We start from the raw sequence: 15,684 nt of genomic DNA on the forward strand, positions 1-15,684 counted from the left end.
GATGTTGATGCGCCAGCAGGCTCGGTGGTTCCGCCGTGGCCTCGGCGCCCGCATCTCGCTCAATGAGCCCCTCGTGTGATCGTGTCGATGCTTGAATTCAGACGCGCTCGTCGATGTGCGAGAACAAAGCATCAATGTCGCCCAAGGCGGTTTGGCCGCCAAACAAATGCGGCGCCGTGGAGACGCCGCACAAACCAGGCCCTTTGGTCTGGCAATTGGAAAGAGGTACGTGGCGAGCGTGTCTGCCCTCTCCCCCTCACTCCACCGTCACACTCTTCGCCAGATTGCGCGGCTTGTCCACGTCTGTGCCGCGCGCTACGGCGGTGTGATAGGCGAGCAATTGCAGCGGCACTACGTGCAGGATCGGGCTCAAGGCGCCGTAGTGTTCGGGCATGCGGATCACGTGCATGCCTTCTTCGCTTTCGATATGTGAGTCGCCGTCGGCCAGCACGTAAAGCACGCCGCCGCGCGCACGGACTTCCTGCATGTTGCTCTTGAGTTTTTCGAGCAGTTCATCGTGCGGCGCGACCGTCACCACCGGCATGCTGTTGGTGACCAGCGCCAGCGGGCCGTGCTTGAGTTCGCCTGCGGGATAGGCTTCGGCGTGGATGTAGCTGATTTCCTTGAGCTTGAGCGCGCCTTCGAGGGCGATCGGATAGTGCATGCCGCGGCCTAGGAACAACGCGTTTTCCTTGGTCGCGAAATCTTCGGCCCAACTGATGATCTGGGGCTCGAGCGCCAGCACCGATTGCAATGCCACCGGCAGGTGACGCATCGAAGCAAGGTACTGCGCCTCACGCTCCTGGGCAGGCGATCCTTGGACTGGGCGAGTGCGAGTGTCAGCAGGAACAATCCCAGTAATTGGGTGGTGAACGCCTTGGTGGAGGCCACGCCGATCTCCACGCCGGCGCGCGTGATGTAGGCCAGTTCGCATTCGCGCACCATGGCGCTGGTGGCGACGTTGCAGACGGTGAGCGTGTGCGTCATGCCAAGGCTCTGCGCGTGGCGCAGCGCGGCAAGCGTGTCTGCGGTTTCGCCGGACTGGCTGATCGTCACGACCAGCGTTCGAGGATTGGGAACGCTCGTGCGGTAGCGGTATTCGCTGGCCACTTCGACATTGCAAGGGATGCCCGCGATGGCCTCGATCCAGTACTTGGCGGTGCAGCCGCTGTAGTAGCTGGTGCCGCACGCGAGAATCAGCACGCTGTCGATTTCCTTGAACACGCGCCATGCGGCGGTCTCGGTATTTCCGTCGGCGTCGACTCCGTCAAACAACTCGGGAACAATGCCTTGCAGACCCTCGAGTGTGTCGGCCACGGCGCGTGGCTGCTCGAAGATTTCCTTTTGCATGTAGTGGCGATACGGCCCCAGTTCGGCGGCGCCGCTGTGGGCGCGCACGGTGCGCACCGGGCGCTGCGGGTCGTCCATGCGTTGGCCGTCGCGGTTGACGATCCAGTATCGGCCCGGCTGCAGATCGACCAGATCGCCCTCCTGCAAATAGACGATCTGGTCGGTCACACCCGCCAATGCCATCGCATCGCTTGCCAGAAAGTTCTCGCCCTGACCCACACCCAGAACCAGTGGTGAACCGGCACGCGCGCCGACGACACGATGCGGTTCGTCCTTGTGCATCACGGCGATGGCGAACGCGCCATGCAATTGCACGATGGCGGACTTCACCGCCTCGAACAGGTCGCCGTCGTAGAGACTGTCGACGAGGTGCGCGATGACTTCGGTATCCGTCTGGCTGGAGAACACATAGCCGCGCGATTGCAGTGAGGCACGCAGCTCCTGGTAGTTCTCGATGATGCCGTTGTGCACCAGCGCGACACGCCCGGCGCGCTCGGTCTCGCCGGGTGCGGCGTCCGGGCCGTGGCTGAAATGCGGATGCGCGTTGTGCACGGCCGGCGCGCCATGGGTGGCCCAGCGTGTGTGCGCGATGCCGGTCGCGCCTTCGAGATGTTCGGCCTCGACCTGGGCCTGCAATTCGGACACCCGCGCCGTGCTGCGCGCCCGGTGCAGGCCGCCGGTGGGTGGATTGCCGAGACTCGCCTCGTGCACGGCCACGCCGCAGGAGTCATAGCCGCGATATTCGAGGCGCTGAAGGCCCTGCACGAGGATGGGAACAATATTGCGCTGGGAAACCGCGCCAACGATGCCGCACATAGACTGAACTCCTTATCGCCAGACGCCGAGCGCCCTGCGTTGTTGTTTGGTGGGTGACCGCAAGGATCACGAGTGAACCGCATGGTACGCAGGCTCCTTTGAAATTTCTCATTCAATTTTTTTGATTTTTGGAATAATATTTCGCAACAATATTTCAATGAAATATTCATTCAAAAATCAGTCAATTTATGGAATTTTCAGAAACCATCGACACCATCGATGCGATTGACCGGCAGGTGCTCGACCAGCTTCAGCGCGATGCATCGATCAGCAATCAGGCGCTCGCCGAGCTGGTTCATGTATCCCCGCCCACCTGTCTGCGGCGCGTGCGACGCCTGCATGAACTTGGGCTGATCGAAAAACAGGTGGCGCTGCTGCAACCGGACAGGCTCGCGCAGTTGCAGGGCCACGGGCTCACGGTGATTGTCGAGATCACCCTCGACAGGCAGGGGGCGGAATTCCAGGCCGCTTTTGAAACCCGCATTGCGGCCGATCCGCAGGTGCAGCAATGCTGGCGCGTCTCGCCCGGGCCGGATTTCATCCTCGTGGTGCACGCACACGACATGCCGGGCTATCAGGCTCTCACTCAGCGCTTGTTCACGCAGGATGCCAATGTGCGCAACGTGAAGGCGTTCTTTGCGACACGCCGCGCCAAGTTCGACACCCGCGTTCCGCTGGCCTGATGGGTTGAACTATTGAAGCTGCGCCCCCATTTATGATCGCATTGCCCATGCATCCAACCACGTTCGCAAACGACCACGGCCGTCGTTGCGGTGTTGACCTACGATGCGACATGAGCAGTCCCCCTTAGAGTATTTCGCAATGCCGAACGCCGCTTGAGTGCTTCGGCTCAGGAGCTTGTTGCATGGAGTTCAAGGACTATTACAAAATTCTGGGCGTCGAAAAAAGCGCCTCGGCGGATGAAATCAAGAAGGCTTATCGCAAGCTGGCCCGCAAATTCCATCCCGACGTCAGCAAGGAAAAGGATGCCGCCGCACGCATGGCCGAGGTCAACGAGGCCAACACCGTGTTGTCCGACCCGGAAAAGCGTGCCGCGTATGACAACCTCGGCAAGGAAAGTGCCTACCGGGCCGGTCAGGACTTCCGCCCACCGCCGAATTGGGATGCCGGATTCGAGTTCAGCGATCGCGGCGACGGCCCCGGCATGGACAACGCCGACTTCAGCGACTTCTTTGAGCAGATGTTCGGTCAGGCAGCGCGAGCCCAGCGCGGCGGTGCGGGCGGAGCCTCGCGCTCTGGCGGCTTTCGCGGCGGACCACCGCCATCGCAGCGCGGCGAGGATCATCACGCGAAGATCGAACTCGACCTGCTCGACGCATACACCGGTGCCGAGCGCATGCTCACGCTGCGCGGAGCGAAGTTCGACGAAAACGGGCAACTCGTCAACCAGGAACGCCAGTTGCAGGTCACGATTCCGAAGGGCGTGCGCGAAGGCCAGTTGATTCGCCTGGCCGGCCAGGGCAGCCCCGGATATGGTGGCGCGTCCAATGGCGACCTGTTTCTCGAGGTCCAGTTCAAGCCCGATCCACGCTGGCGCGCGCAGGACCGCGACGTCTACCAGTCGGTGAATGTGTCGCCATGGGAGGCCGAACTGGGTGGCCCCATTGAAGTCACCACGCCCTCGGGCGCCACGGTCGAGGTCAATGTTCCAGCCCATTGGAAGAGCGGCCGCAAGCTGCGCCTGAAAGAGCGCGGCATTCCCGCAGCAACGCCGGGTGATCTGTATCTGGAACTGCATCTGGTGCTGCCCCCCGCCAACACCGACGAGCAACGCGCGGCGTACACCGCGATGTCCAAGGCATTTGCGCAGTTCAATCCGCGCAGCGGCCAGTGAGCAGGAGTTTCGCAATGTCCCCCCAACACACCACCACCCGCGCCTTGGCCGAACTGCTCGATGACGACAGCCTGAGCCTTGAAGATCTCGCCCGCGCCTGCGCCATGGCCCCGATTGGGTCACCACGCGCGTCTCGGAAGGTTTGCTGCACGGCGACCAGACCGCCGGAACATGGCGCTTCACCAGCACCACGGTCATCCGCGCACGGCGCATGGCGCGACTTGAATCAACCTTCGAGGCCGACCCGCAACTGGCGGCGCTGACCACAGACCTGATGGAGGAAGTCACCGAACTCAGGCGACAAATGCAGCAACTGCAAGCCACATTGCAGCGGCCATAAAAACCGGCACGAGGGCAGCGAAATGCTGCCATCCTCTTCCCGACTGACTTGCGGCGGTTGACCGAATGACGCTGCGCAGCAGCGCAATGGGTTCTGCCGCAGGTATCCAAAGCGCATTTTTGACAAAGCCGCGACGGCATCAAAAATCCACCGCCACCCTCCGCTCAGCGCAAGAAACTAATTCCTGGAAGGCCGCTTCCAGTCGGCAATGCTGACCTGCTTCCCCCGCGCCACGGTCAGGGCTCCCGGCGCCGCATTCTTGGTCACGGTGGAACCGCCTCCCACTGTCCCGCCCGCGCCAATGACCACGGGCGCCACCAGCACGCAGTTGCTGCCGATGTGTACGTCGGCCTCGATCACCGTGCGATGCTTGTTTGCGCCATCGTAGTTCGCGGTGATGCTGCCCGCGCCGAAGTTCACGCGCTCGCCTACCGTCGCGTCGCCCAGATAGGCCAGATGATTGGCCTTGGCTCCATCGGCGAGCGTCGAATTCTTCACCTCGACAAAGTTGCCGATGTGCACCTCGCGCCCGAGTTGCGCGCCGGGGCGCAAACGTGCAAACGGGCCGATCAGCGCAGCCTCGCCCACCGTGACGCCCGCCTTCTCGCCGTCGATGTGCGTGAAGGGATGGATCACCGCGCCCGCCGCGATCTTCGCGTTGCTGATGTGGCAATAGGCACCGATGCGCGCGCCTTCTCCAAGCTCCACCTCTCCGGTGAAGATACAGCCCACGTCGATCTCGACATCGGTGCCGCAGACCAGGCTGGCGAGCGTGCCGCGCGCATCGTCGCGCAGATCGAAGCGCGCGGGATCGGCCAGGCGCACGCCTTGCTCCATCAGGGCTGTTGCTTGCCGCTGCTGGTGCGCGCGTTCGAGCTCGGCCAGTTGCAACGGGCTGTTCACCCCCGCGACCTGGAGGGGATCGTCGATGCAGTGTCCAACCACCGCCACGCCGTCGGCCGCGGCCATCGCCACCACGTCGGTCAGGTAGTACTCCTTTTGCGCATTGTTGTTGTCTAGCCGCGCGAGCCACTGTTTGAGGTGCTTGACGGGCGCGGCCATGATGCCGCTGTAGACCTCGTTGATGGCGCGCTGCGCGTCGCTCGCGTCCTTGTGCTCGACGATGCGCTGCACCGTGTCGCGCTCATCGCGCACGATACGGCCATAGCCCGCAGGGTCCGGCAAACGCACCGTGAGCAGCGCGAGCTTGTCACCGCCCGATGCCTGCACCAGATCGGCCACCGTCTTCGCAAGCGTGAGCGGGACATCACCCGAGAGCACCACGACCACGCCATCGTCGTCCGGCAGCTTGGGCACGGCCTGCTGAACCGCGTGACCGGTGCCGAGCTGTGGCTCCTGGCGCACGAACTGCAGATCGAGCCTGGTGGACGCGGGCAGCTTGAAAGCGGCACATGCGGCTTCCACCTCATCGGCACCATGCCCCGTCACGGCCACCACGCGCCGCGGAGCAAGCCATTGCGCCTGAGCCACCACATGCTGCAGCAGCGGCCTGCCCGCCAGTCGCTGCAAAACCTTGGGAGTGCGGCTTTTCATGCGCGTGCCCTTGCCCGCTGCCATGATGATGATGTCGAGTTGTGCTGCCATGTGTGACGTATGCGGGCCGACGATTGCGCGCGGACCACCGCTTGGAGGTAGTGAAAACAAGCGCCGATTATCCGGGCTGCGCAGGGTTCAACGCGTCCGGGCCCGTTTCATTGCGTAAGCCGGAAAATCCACCCGTCACTTCCACTGGTAGCGCACCGCGTGTGCTGCCGCGGGCTCCATGACCCAATGCTCTCGCGGACCGAGGTGCAGCGTCTGCCCGGCTACGAGAATCAAATCCTCCGGTGGAAACGCCGTGCTGCTAGAGCCGGTGCGGGTCACCCAGGCGCTGCCGCTGCCATCGAGCAGTCGCAACTGCATCGGGCGACGGCCGCGCAGGCTGACGGCCTGGCCCGCACGCAAGGTGTTCATTTCGAAGAAATTTTCACGCCGGGCGCCCCGGCATTGTTGCAAATGAGGAACATGAATCGCGGTCATGACGGGCTCCTTTCAAGCGCTGCAAGTCGTTGGATGTAGCCCCATTTGACTGCGGGAGCATTCCATCGTCCAATGAAATGCAACCCGCAGATAGATGCGCAATCCGCATCAATTCAATCAACCTCCCGACCATGCCCGCCCCCGCCAGCAAACCCTCCGCCTCCACCCAGCCCTCGCTGCCGCCGACACCCCCGCCGACCGCGCACCTGCGAACACGGCCGGTGTCGGTAGGCAACTGGCGCGCCTTTCTGGCGGTGGCGCGGCATCTGAACTTTCGGGCTGCGGCCGACGAGCTGGCGCTTACGCAATCGGCGGTGAGCCGCCAGATTCAGTCGCTGGAGGAGGAGGTTGGCGTGCCGCTGTTCTTGCGTCACACGCGCGCCGTCGAACTGACCACGGCGGGCGGCCAGCTTTTTCAGACGCTCACGCCTGCCCTCGAACGCCTTGACGCTGCCGTGCGCATGGTGCGCCAGTCGGCTGGACGAAAAAACGTGGCGATCACGACCTGGGCGAGCTTTGCGTCGATGTGGCTGATTCCCCGGCTCGAAGACTTCCAGCGCAGCTATCCCGATATCGACATCCGCATCGACGCGAGCGACAACACGCTCGACCTGGACACCTCGGACGTCGATCTCGCACTGCGCTCGAACGTGATCGGCGCGCAGTCCGCCGGAGCGCAGCGCCTGTTCGGCGAACAGCTATGCGTGGTCGCGAGCCCGTGGCTTCTCAAGAGCAAGCCGCCGATCAAAACCCCCGCCGACGTGGCCACCTTCACGTTGATCGAGGCGGGCGACGCGCATCGCCTGCCTTACTTTGAATGGATCACCTGGCGGCGCTGGTTCGAGGTCTACGGCGTTTCACGCCTGCAGCCCGCACGCTGGCTGTATTTCAACTATGCGCAGCAAATCGTTCAGTCCACGCTCGCCGGTCAGGGGCTGGCGCTTGCGCGCATGCCGCTCGTGGCCGACGCGCTCGCGGCTGGCGATCTGGTCGAGGTGCTGCCCGGGCACCGGCTCGAGTCACCGCTCGTCTACTGGCTGGTGATCGGCCCGCGCAGCACCCATCGACCGGAGGTGCAGGCGTTCTGCGCCTGGCTGCGATTGCAGGCCAAGGCCACCCGGCTGGCGATGGGCGAGGTGCCGGACAGCGACCTCGTGGATGACATGTCCTAGCCGGGGAAAGCGCCCTGGCCGGGACGGAATCGGTCAACTCAGTGTCACGCGCGCGAACTTGCGCTTGCCGACCTGAAGCACGAACGTGCCCGCGTCGATCTTCAAGCCCTTGTCGCTGACCACCGCACCGTCGATGCGCACGCCCCCGCCGTCGATCAGGCGGTTGGCTTCGCTGCTCGATGGCGCCAGATGGGCCTGCTTGAGCAGCGCACCGATTCCCAGCGGCGCGCCCGAGAGCTGAACCTGTGGTATCTCATCGGGGATGCCGCCCCTGGAACGGTTGATGAAATCCTGCTCTGCCGCATGCGCCGCCGCAGCACTGTGAAAGCGCGCGGTGATCTCCTTGGCGAGCAGCACCTTGGCGTCCTTGGGATTGCGTCCGCCTTCGATCTCGAGCTTGAGCGCCGCGATCTCCGGCAGGCTCATGAACGACAGCAGCGTGAACCAGTCCCACATCAGCGTGTCCGAGATCGACAGCACCTTGGCGAACATGGTGTTGGCGTCCTCGGTGATACCGATGTAGTTGTTCCTGGACTTGGACATCTTGTGCTCGCCATCCAGCCCCACAAGCAGCGGCATGGTAAGTACACACTGCGGCTCCTGACCGTATTCCGCCTGAAGATGACGCCCCATGAGCAGGTTGAATTTCTGGTCGGTGCCACCCAGTTCCAGATCCGACTGGAGCGCGACCGAGTCGTATCCCTGCAGCAGCGGGTAGAGAAATTCATGCAGGCTGATCGAGCTGCCTTCGGTGAAGCGCTGGTGAAAATCGTTGCGCTCCATCATGCGGGCAACGGTGTACTTGGCCGAGAGCTCGATCATGCCGCGCGCGCCGAGCTTGTCGCACCATTCGCTGTTGTAGCGCAGTTCGGTCCGGGACGGATCGAGCACCTTGTACGCCTGATCACGGTAGGTTTCGGCGTTGACCTTGATCTGCTCCGCAGTCAGCGGCGGGCGCGTGCTGTTGCGCCCGGACGGGTCGCCGATCAGCGTCGTGAAGTCGCCGATCAGAAAGATCACCGTGTGGCCGAGATCCTGCAACTGGCGCATCTTGTTCAGAACAACCGTGTGGCCGATATGGATATCCGGTGCCGTGGGATCCAGCCCCAGCTTGATGCGCAGCGGCACGCCCGTCGCCTCGGAACGTGCCAGTTTCTGAACCCAATCCTCTCTGGGAAGAAGTTCATCGACGCCGCGCAGCGTGGTTTCAAGCGCTTGTCCGACACCATCGGTGACAGGATATGTTTTAGGAACTGGATGATTCATAAGGGTTTTTATACTATCTGGGCGGCCCTGGTCGTTATACTTCCGGGCTTCGATGCGGTAAAGGATTCTAGTAGGCTCGTCTTCAGGCGTGTGCCCTCTCCCTGCCACCGCGCACCAGAATACTGCGGTATCTGATCTCACTCCCTCCTGATAGTCAGTCGGCGTGAGTCTGGATATGCGCCACGCTCAGGGGTACGAGTTTTGAAGCATGGTTTCACCAGCGCGTATACGGCCATGGCCGATCGCCTTGTTCTGATAGCCCGGAATAATCCAAAGCGCATCGCGGCAGCCGTGGCTGTCGTTCTTCTGACCGGTGGCGGTGGTGCGTTCGCCGTGGCGAACCTGGGACCGGACGTAGCCGATCTGCCGGTTCGCACCGTCACCCACTCCGTTGCCTCGCTCGCCGACGAGCAACCCCTGTCCGCACTCGTGGACATTCCCAGCTACTCGCTTTACCGCTCCGACACCTCGCGCAGCAACGACAGCGCCGAAAGCCTGCTCCAGCGCATGGGCGTGGCCGATCCCGCAGCCGCAGCATTCCTGCGATCCAATGAACTCGTGCGCCAGAACCTGACCGGACGCGCCGGCCGTTCGGTGACCGCCGAAACCACCGACGACCACCGCCTCACGCTGCTGACCGCCCGCTGGGCACCCGACGAAAGCGGCACCTTCAAGCGCCTCGTGGTCAAAAAGGGCAGCGACGGCAAATTCACGGCCGAAATCGAATCCGCGCCACTGACCGTGGCCAGCCGTTTTGCGGGCGGCATCATCCGCAACTCGCTGTTCGCCGCGACCGATGCGTCGAACATTCCGGACTCCGTGGCCGTGCAACTGGCCGACGTGTTCGCCAACAACATCGATTTTCATCGCGCACTGCGCAAGGACGACCGTTTTGCGGTCGTCTATGAAACGCTGGAAGCCGACGGCGAGCCGCTGCGCGCCGGTCGTGTGCTGAGCGCTGAATTCCACAACAACGGCAAGACCTTCGACGCCGTCTGGTTCCAGGAGCCCGGCCGCGCCAAGGGCGCGTACTACACACTCAATGGCGACAGCATGCAGCGCGCCTTCCTGACCTCGCCCGTCGAGTTCACCCGCATCAGCAGCGCGTTCTCGATGCGCATGCACCCGATCCTCAAGGACTGGCGCGCCCACAACGGCACTGACCTGGCCGCCCCCACGGGCACGACCGTGCGCACCGTGAGCGACGGCGTGGTCTCGTTTGCCGGTGTGCAGAACGGGTATGGCAACGTCATCTACATCCAGCACTCGGGCAAGCAGGAAACGGTCTACGCCCACCTGAGTTCCATCGACGTCAAGAAGGGCCAGTCGGTCGAGCAGGGTCAAAAAATCGGCGCTGTGGGCTCCACCGGCTGGGCCACCGGCCCGCACCTGCACTACGAACTGCGTGTCGACGGCGAGCAACGCGACCCGATGGCCAACGCCTTGGCAAGCGACGCTTCCCGTCCCATCTCCAAGCCAGCCCGTGAATCATTCGACCGGCTCGCGGACAATATGCGCATTCAGTTGTCGTCTGCCGCCATGGCGATGACCACACGTCCGGAATAACGGCAGCAACGTTTCGTTTCGAGCACCCGGGGCCGCCGCCGATCGCACTGCATGACGACAGCCCCCGGCAACCCCGACGCCCCATTGTTCATCGGCCTCATGTCCGGCACCTCGCTCGACGGCGTGGATGGCGTTCTCGTCGCGTTCTCGCCAGAAGGCAAGGCGGAGCTCAGGCAGCACGCAAGCAGCCCATTCACCGACGATCTGCGTGCCGAGTTGCTCGCGCTCAACACCTCCGGCACCGACGAACTGCACCGCAGCGCGCTCGCGGCCAACGGTCTGGTCCGCACCTATGCCCGTATCGTGCAGGAACTGCTTGCACAAGCGGGCGTTGCGCCCTCCGATGTCGCCGCGATGGGCGCCCACGGCCAGACCGTGCGCCATCGCCCTCGTGAATTCGACGGTACGGGCTACACCCTTCAACTCAACAACCCGGCGCTGCTCGCCGAACTCACGGGCATCACGGTGGTCGCCGATTTCCGCACGCGCGATGTTGCCGCGGGCGGCCAGGGGGCGCCGCTGGTTCCCGCGTTTCATGCAGGTGTTTTCGGGCGATCCGGCGAAACGGTTGCCGTGCTGAACCTCGGCGGCATTGCCAACCTGAGCATCCTGCGCGCCGATGGCGGCGTGCTCGGTTTCGACTGCGGCCCGGCCAACGCGCTGATGGATTTCTGGTGTCACGAGCACACCGGCCAGTGGTTTGACGCGAGGGGCGACTGGGCGGCGCAAGGAAGGGTCGTGCAACCACTGCTCGGCGCACTTCTCGAAGATCCGTACTTCAGGCTTGAGCCGCCCAAAAGCACCGGGCGGGACCTGTTCCACCCCGAATGGCTGCGCACCCGTCTTGCCACGCACGGCGGGCTGGACGCATCCGACGTGCAGGCCACGCTCGCCGAACTGACCGCAATCTCCTGCGCCGACGATCTCAAGCGCCACGCGCCCGACGCGCGCGAACTCATCGTGTGCGGCGGCGGCGCGCTCAACGACCATCTCATGCGCCGCCTGCAAGCCCATTTGCCCGGTGTGACGGTGCAATCCTCGCTCGCGCACGGCATCGATCCGCAACAGGTGGAGGCCGCCGCTTTCGCGTGGCTCGCGCGCCAGTGCCTGCTCGGGCTGCCGGGCAATCTGGCATCGGTGACCGGTGCGCGCGGCGCGCGGGTTCTCGGCGCAATCCATCCCGTCTGAGCGGCTTCGCAACACCTGTGCGCAAAAAAACCGCCTCGAAAGGCGGTTTTTCGTTGAGGAGGACTGCTTCTTTCCGAACTACACCGAGAAGCTCGAACCGCAGCCGCAGGTGGTCGTCGCATTCGGGTTCTTGATCACGAACTGCGCGCCTTGCAAGTCTTCCTTGTAGTCGATTTCCGCACCCAGCAGATACTGGTAGCTCATCGCGTCGATCAACAAAGACACGCCATTCTTGGTCATTGTCGTATCGTCTTCGTTGGTGATTTCATCAAACGTGAAACCATACTGAAAGCCCGAGCAACCGCCACCTTGGACGAAGACACGGAGCTTCAGGTCCGGATTGCCCTCTTCCGCGATCAGGTCAGCCACCTTGGCAGCGGCGCTGTCGGTGAAGACGATGGGCTCGGGCATCATTTCGGACGTCGTGGTAATGTTTTCTGCAACTGCGCTCATGGAATGAGACTCCTGTTTGGAGATATATGTGCACGATGCTACTTCAATGGGCGAGTAAATGCATCGGAATTGAGATTAGACGGCAAAGCCGTTGTGGACATTGAAAACAACCGCAGCGCAGAGCGCCGCAGGCCGACGCCTCCGCAAAGTGCAGCGAGCCTCTTGAATCCACAGCCACGCCGGGCCCTCAAACACCCGATCGAGAACGAAACAAAAAACCGCCCGAAGGCGGTTCCTTGTGAAGCAGTCGTTGGAATGAACCCAACAACATCCAAACGATCAACGCTTGGAGAACTGCTTGGCGCGGCGTGCAGAGTGCAAGCCGACCTTCTTGCGCTCGACCTCACGCGCATCGCGAGTCACAAAGCCGGCTTGGCTCAGGACAGGCTTCAGCGAAGCGTCATAGTCGATCAAGGCGCGGGTGATGCCGTGGCGGGTTGCACCGGCCTGGCCGGATTCACCACCGCCGTGTACGTTCACCTGGATGTCGAAAGTCTCGACATTGTCGGTGAGCGCCAGCGGTTGCTTGGCAATCATGATGGAGGTCTGACGGCCGAAGAACTGCTGAATGTCTTTGCCATTCACAGTGATCTTGCCGGAACCCTTCTTGAGAAACACGCGGGCGACGCTGGATTTGCGACGACCGGTGCCATTGTTCCATTCACCAATCATTCAAGGCTCCTTAGATTTCCAGCGCTTTGGGCTGCTGCGCAGTGTGCGGATGTTCTTGGCCGCCGTACACCTTGAGCTTCTTGATCATGGCATAGCCGAGGGGACCCTTGGGCAGCATGCCCTTGACGGCCTTCTCGAGCGCACGGCCAGGATGCTTGGCTTGCATGTCGCGGAAGTTGGTGGCTGTGATGCCGCCGGGGAAGCCAGAGTGACGGTAGTACACCTTGTCGAGCGACTTGGTGCCGGTCACCTTGATCTTGGAGGCGTTGATGATGACGATGAAGTCACCGGTATCAACGTGAGGCGTGTAAATGGCCTTGTGTTTGCCGCGCAGACGGAGGGCAACTTCGCTGGCTACCCGTCCGAGCACCTTATCGGTGGCGTCAATCACAAACCACTCGTGCACGACCTCAGCGGGCTTTGCGCTGAAAGTAGTAGTCATGAGTTTCTCTTTTCAATCAAGAAGAGGAGGTTTGTCGGTCCTTTTCCACGGTCGGTGCAACTCTGTTGGAAGCCTCTTAGGTGGTATTTGCTCCAAAAACCCGGCAAAACCAAGGTATCAGGAGCACTTTGCCGCGGGACCCATAAATCGCTGCAAAGCCAAGCATTATACAAAATTCCGCAGGCCAAGGTGCGGGCGCCAGAAACGCAGGTCGCAAATACAACGCAAACGCGGTCGGCTACTGCGTGTACATCTGGCGCTCGCGGCGCTCTTCGTCGCGCTTGCGCTTGCTTTCGACGCAGACGGGGTGGCTTTCCATGCCGGGCTGCTGGCACTGGTTGTGCACGCACATCGGTCTGCCAATGAAGCTCACATTGGCACAGGCCTCTTCCGGGCTGGCGCGCCTGGCGGGCTTGGGCTGCGCCGCCACGGGCGCGGACTGCTGTGCCGGTGCCAACGCGGGCTGCGCGGGCTCCTGCGTCACGGGCGCTTCCATGGGCTTGCGAACGGGAGCAACGCGCGGTCTGGCTTCCTTGGCCGCCACGACAGCCGCCGCTGGCGGCGCGGTGGCGGCAACGGCAGTAGTAGATGCAACACTTGCAGCTTCCGCGGAAGATGGTGCCACCGGCAATGCGGAAGAAGAAGCAATGGCGGCGGCTTGCGATGCGGCATGAGCAGCGGCAGCGCTCGCCGCCGTGGCAGAACGCGGCTCCGCCAGTTCCGTGATGATTTCGTCGTCGGGTGTGGGCACATGGGCCGGAGCAATGGCCACGGTGGCCTGCGCCGCAGGCGAGCGAGTCGATACATACCAGGCGGCGGCGCCTGCGACCAGCATCATCAGCGCCGCAGATACCAGCAACGTGCGACGCGCGCCCCGGCGGTGTCCGATTGACGGAGGTTTGCCTTTGGCGACGGGCGACGATGCCTTGCCGCTACCGGGTGCGCTCCGCCCGCTCTTGCTGCGTGACGACCGCTTCACCCCGCTACCCAACGCCGCGTCGGCTTCGTCGGCGTCCTCGGCATCGTGATCGACGAATCGCGTAGGCTCGAACGGCTCGGCCAGGGAGTCCTCGAAATCCCCGGGCAGGCGGACCAGGGTGTCCTGAAATTCCGCCACCGCCACAGCTGCCTTCTTGTTTCGGGCCTTGTCCTTTTCGTCTTTTTTATTCGTTGTTTCTTCGGCCGAGCCCGGAAGGTGCAATACCGTCACCAGATGGTCGGTATTGCGGCGTTCCGGCACCGGCTCGGGCACGCTGACCGGGTCGGCAGCGACTGCCCCGGACTCATCGACCAGGCCCGCCAGAATCGAGGTGCCATTGCCACTGCCTTTGCGCGCCTGCGGGTCGAGCCAGTTGTCGCCCAGATCGGCGCGGAAATCGAACTTGTCGAGATGCGCCGGAGCGCTCGTCAGCCCCATCTGTTCGAGAAAGGCTTCCACCGTCCAGTGCCGGTCGCGCGGCTGCAGCGACAGCGCCTTGGTGATTGTCTCGACAAAGGGCGTGGAATATTCAATTCCGAACTGCTTGCGCACCGTGCGCGCAACGCGGGAAAACGGCACCATGCGATCACGGATCGAACGCAGTGTGGAGGGCAGCGGCACGTCGTTGCAGATCACGCCATAGATCACGGCCGCCAGCGAATAGATATCGCTCCACGGCCCGGGCTTGAGGTCGCTTTGCGCGTCGGCATATTGCTCGATTGGCGCGTAGTTCACCTTGAGCACGGCAGTGTGCTTGCGCTCGCGGTCTTCGATGGCGAAGCGCGCTGCACCCAGATCCAGCAGTACCGGCGGGCCGTTGTCCTGCAAAAAGATGTTGTCGGGCGAGATATCGCGATGCAGCGTCTTGCCGTTGTGCAGCACGGAGAGCGCGCTGCAGACCGACCAGATCACCTTGCGCAGCCAATCCTCGGTGGGCGGTGTACGCATGTGGGTGCGCGCCTGCTTGAGCGTCATACCCGTGTACAACGGCATCACCATGTAGGCGGTCTGATTCGCTTCCCAGAAACGGAACACCTTGACCAGCGAAGGATGGTCAAACTGCGCGAGCAGCCGCGCTTCCTCGACGAACGACGCGAGACCGGCCTGGAACGACGACGCATCCGAGGACGACCGCACCCAGAGCGTGCGTCCGTTGGCGCGCGCGGCCAGCGACGTCGGCATGTATTCCTTGACCGCCACGAATCTCAGCAGCGAGTGGTCGAATGCCTGATAGACCATCCCGAAACCGCCGACTCCGAGCAATCCCAGAATCTCGAACTCGCCAAGTCGCGCGCCCACAGGCAGCGCGTCCACATGGTCGACGGTGCGGGGAAGACGGGAGCCGGGAATATCGGACATGGGAAATCAGAAAATGCAACGCATTGTCAGGAACACTCAAAAAATCTAAGGTTAGAGCAATAACACCGGCTCTGCCGATACGACTCGCACTCAATGCGTATTTTCGTATGGGCCGAAGCAATTCAGAACCGCGTAAAAACCATGCTTCGTGGCGGTAACCCTACATTTTGCAACGAACTTGCCGAT

Annotated in this window: 12 protein-coding genes and 2 pseudogenes; 6 read left to right on the forward strand and 8 right to left on the reverse strand. The window is 62.8% G+C overall.

The window, feature by feature from the left end; translation table 11 throughout:
• Positions 1 to 256: 256 nt before the first annotated feature.
• Positions 257 to 2,166, reverse strand: a pseudogene (gene glmS / locus H9K75_RS08630) (glutamine--fructose-6-phosphate transaminase (isomerizing)).
• A gap of 188 nt (positions 2,167 to 2,354) precedes the next feature.
• Here glmS and H9K75_RS08635 point away from each other — a divergent pair.
• The 3 genes and pseudogenes from H9K75_RS08635 (at position 2,355) to H9K75_RS08645 (ending at position 4,361) form a co-directional block, all read left to right on the forward strand.
• On the forward strand, positions 2,355 to 2,849 hold the full coding sequence (locus H9K75_RS08635) for an Lrp/AsnC family transcriptional regulator (RefSeq protein ID WP_187725451.1): 495 nt from the start codon (positions 2,355 to 2,357) through the stop codon (positions 2,847 to 2,849).
• Between the two features lie 182 nt (positions 2,850 to 3,031).
• Positions 3,032 to 4,021 carry a DnaJ C-terminal domain-containing protein gene (locus tag H9K75_RS08640; RefSeq protein WP_187725452.1) on the forward strand — a complete coding sequence of 330 codons (990 nt, stop codon included), beginning with the start codon at positions 3,032 to 3,034 and terminating at the stop codon, positions 4,019 to 4,021.
• A 14-nt stretch (positions 4,022 to 4,035) separates the two neighbouring features.
• A pseudogene (locus H9K75_RS08645) lies at positions 4,036 to 4,361 on the forward strand (chaperone modulator CbpM).
• A 177-nt stretch (positions 4,362 to 4,538) separates the two neighbouring features.
• Here the strand turns inward: H9K75_RS08645 and glmU are convergent.
• Complete coding sequence (glmU, locus tag H9K75_RS08650; protein WP_187725453.1) at positions 4,539 to 5,966, reverse strand: bifunctional UDP-N-acetylglucosamine diphosphorylase/glucosamine-1-phosphate N-acetyltransferase GlmU; 1,428 nt, start codon at positions 5,964 to 5,966, stop codon at positions 4,539 to 4,541.
• A gap of 135 nt (positions 5,967 to 6,101) precedes the next feature.
• Positions 6,102 to 6,335, reverse strand: a complete 234-nt coding sequence (locus H9K75_RS08655) for a DUF2917 domain-containing protein (RefSeq protein ID WP_187725454.1) — start codon at positions 6,333 to 6,335, stop codon at positions 6,102 to 6,104.
• 197 nt (positions 6,336 to 6,532) lie between these two features.
• Between H9K75_RS08655 and H9K75_RS08660 the strand changes: the two genes are divergently transcribed.
• On the forward strand, positions 6,533 to 7,573 hold the full coding sequence (locus H9K75_RS08660; protein WP_187725455.1) for a LysR substrate-binding domain-containing protein: 1,041 nt from the start codon (positions 6,533 to 6,535) through the stop codon (positions 7,571 to 7,573).
• Positions 7,574 to 7,606: 33 nt separating this feature from the next.
• On the opposite strand, the gene tyrS is transcribed toward H9K75_RS08660, so the two are convergent.
• Positions 7,607 to 8,839, reverse strand: coding sequence for a tyrosine--tRNA ligase (tyrS, locus tag H9K75_RS08665; RefSeq protein WP_187725456.1), 1,233 nt, complete (start codon positions 8,837 to 8,839; stop codon positions 7,607 to 7,609).
• Between the two features lie 234 nt (positions 8,840 to 9,073).
• Here tyrS and H9K75_RS08670 point away from each other — a divergent pair, with 234 nt between their 5' ends.
• Together H9K75_RS08670 and H9K75_RS08675 are read left to right on the forward strand one after the other, a co-directional pair.
• Positions 9,074 to 10,405 carry a M23 family metallopeptidase gene (locus tag H9K75_RS08670; protein ID WP_187725457.1) on the forward strand — a complete coding sequence of 444 codons (1,332 nt, stop codon included), beginning with the start codon at positions 9,074 to 9,076 and terminating at the stop codon, positions 10,403 to 10,405.
• 51 nt (positions 10,406 to 10,456) lie between these two features.
• The gene (locus H9K75_RS08675) at positions 10,457 to 11,593 is read left to right on the forward strand and encodes an anhydro-N-acetylmuramic acid kinase (RefSeq protein WP_187725458.1); all 1,137 of its coding nucleotides are present in this window, start codon (positions 10,457 to 10,459) and stop codon (positions 11,591 to 11,593) included.
• Positions 11,594 to 11,671: 78 nt separating this feature from the next.
• On the opposite strand, the gene erpA is transcribed toward H9K75_RS08675, so the two are convergent.
• From erpA to H9K75_RS08695, 4 genes are all read right to left on the reverse strand, one after another.
• Complete coding sequence (erpA, locus tag H9K75_RS08680; protein WP_187725459.1) at positions 11,672 to 12,046, reverse strand: iron-sulfur cluster insertion protein ErpA; 375 nt, start codon at positions 12,044 to 12,046, stop codon at positions 11,672 to 11,674.
• 279 nt (positions 12,047 to 12,325) lie between these two features.
• Positions 12,326 to 12,718 carry a 30S ribosomal protein S9 gene (gene rpsI, locus H9K75_RS08685; protein ID WP_187725460.1) on the reverse strand — a complete coding sequence of 131 codons (393 nt, stop codon included), beginning with the start codon at positions 12,716 to 12,718 and terminating at the stop codon, positions 12,326 to 12,328.
• Between the two features lie 10 nt (positions 12,719 to 12,728).
• Positions 12,729 to 13,160, reverse strand: coding sequence for a 50S ribosomal protein L13 (rplM, locus tag H9K75_RS08690; protein WP_187725461.1), 432 nt, complete (start codon positions 13,158 to 13,160; stop codon positions 12,729 to 12,731).
• Between the two features lie 238 nt (positions 13,161 to 13,398).
• Positions 13,399 to 15,498: a serine/threonine protein kinase gene (locus H9K75_RS08695; RefSeq protein WP_187725462.1), complete on the reverse strand. Its 2,100-nt coding sequence runs from the start codon at positions 15,496 to 15,498 to the stop codon at positions 13,399 to 13,401.
• Positions 15,499 to 15,684: the final 186 nt, after the last annotated feature.

The organism is Diaphorobacter aerolatus (assembly GCF_014489535.1).
GTDB classification, from domain to species: domain Bacteria; phylum Pseudomonadota; class Gammaproteobacteria; order Burkholderiales; family Burkholderiaceae_C; genus Diaphorobacter_A; species Diaphorobacter_A aerolatus.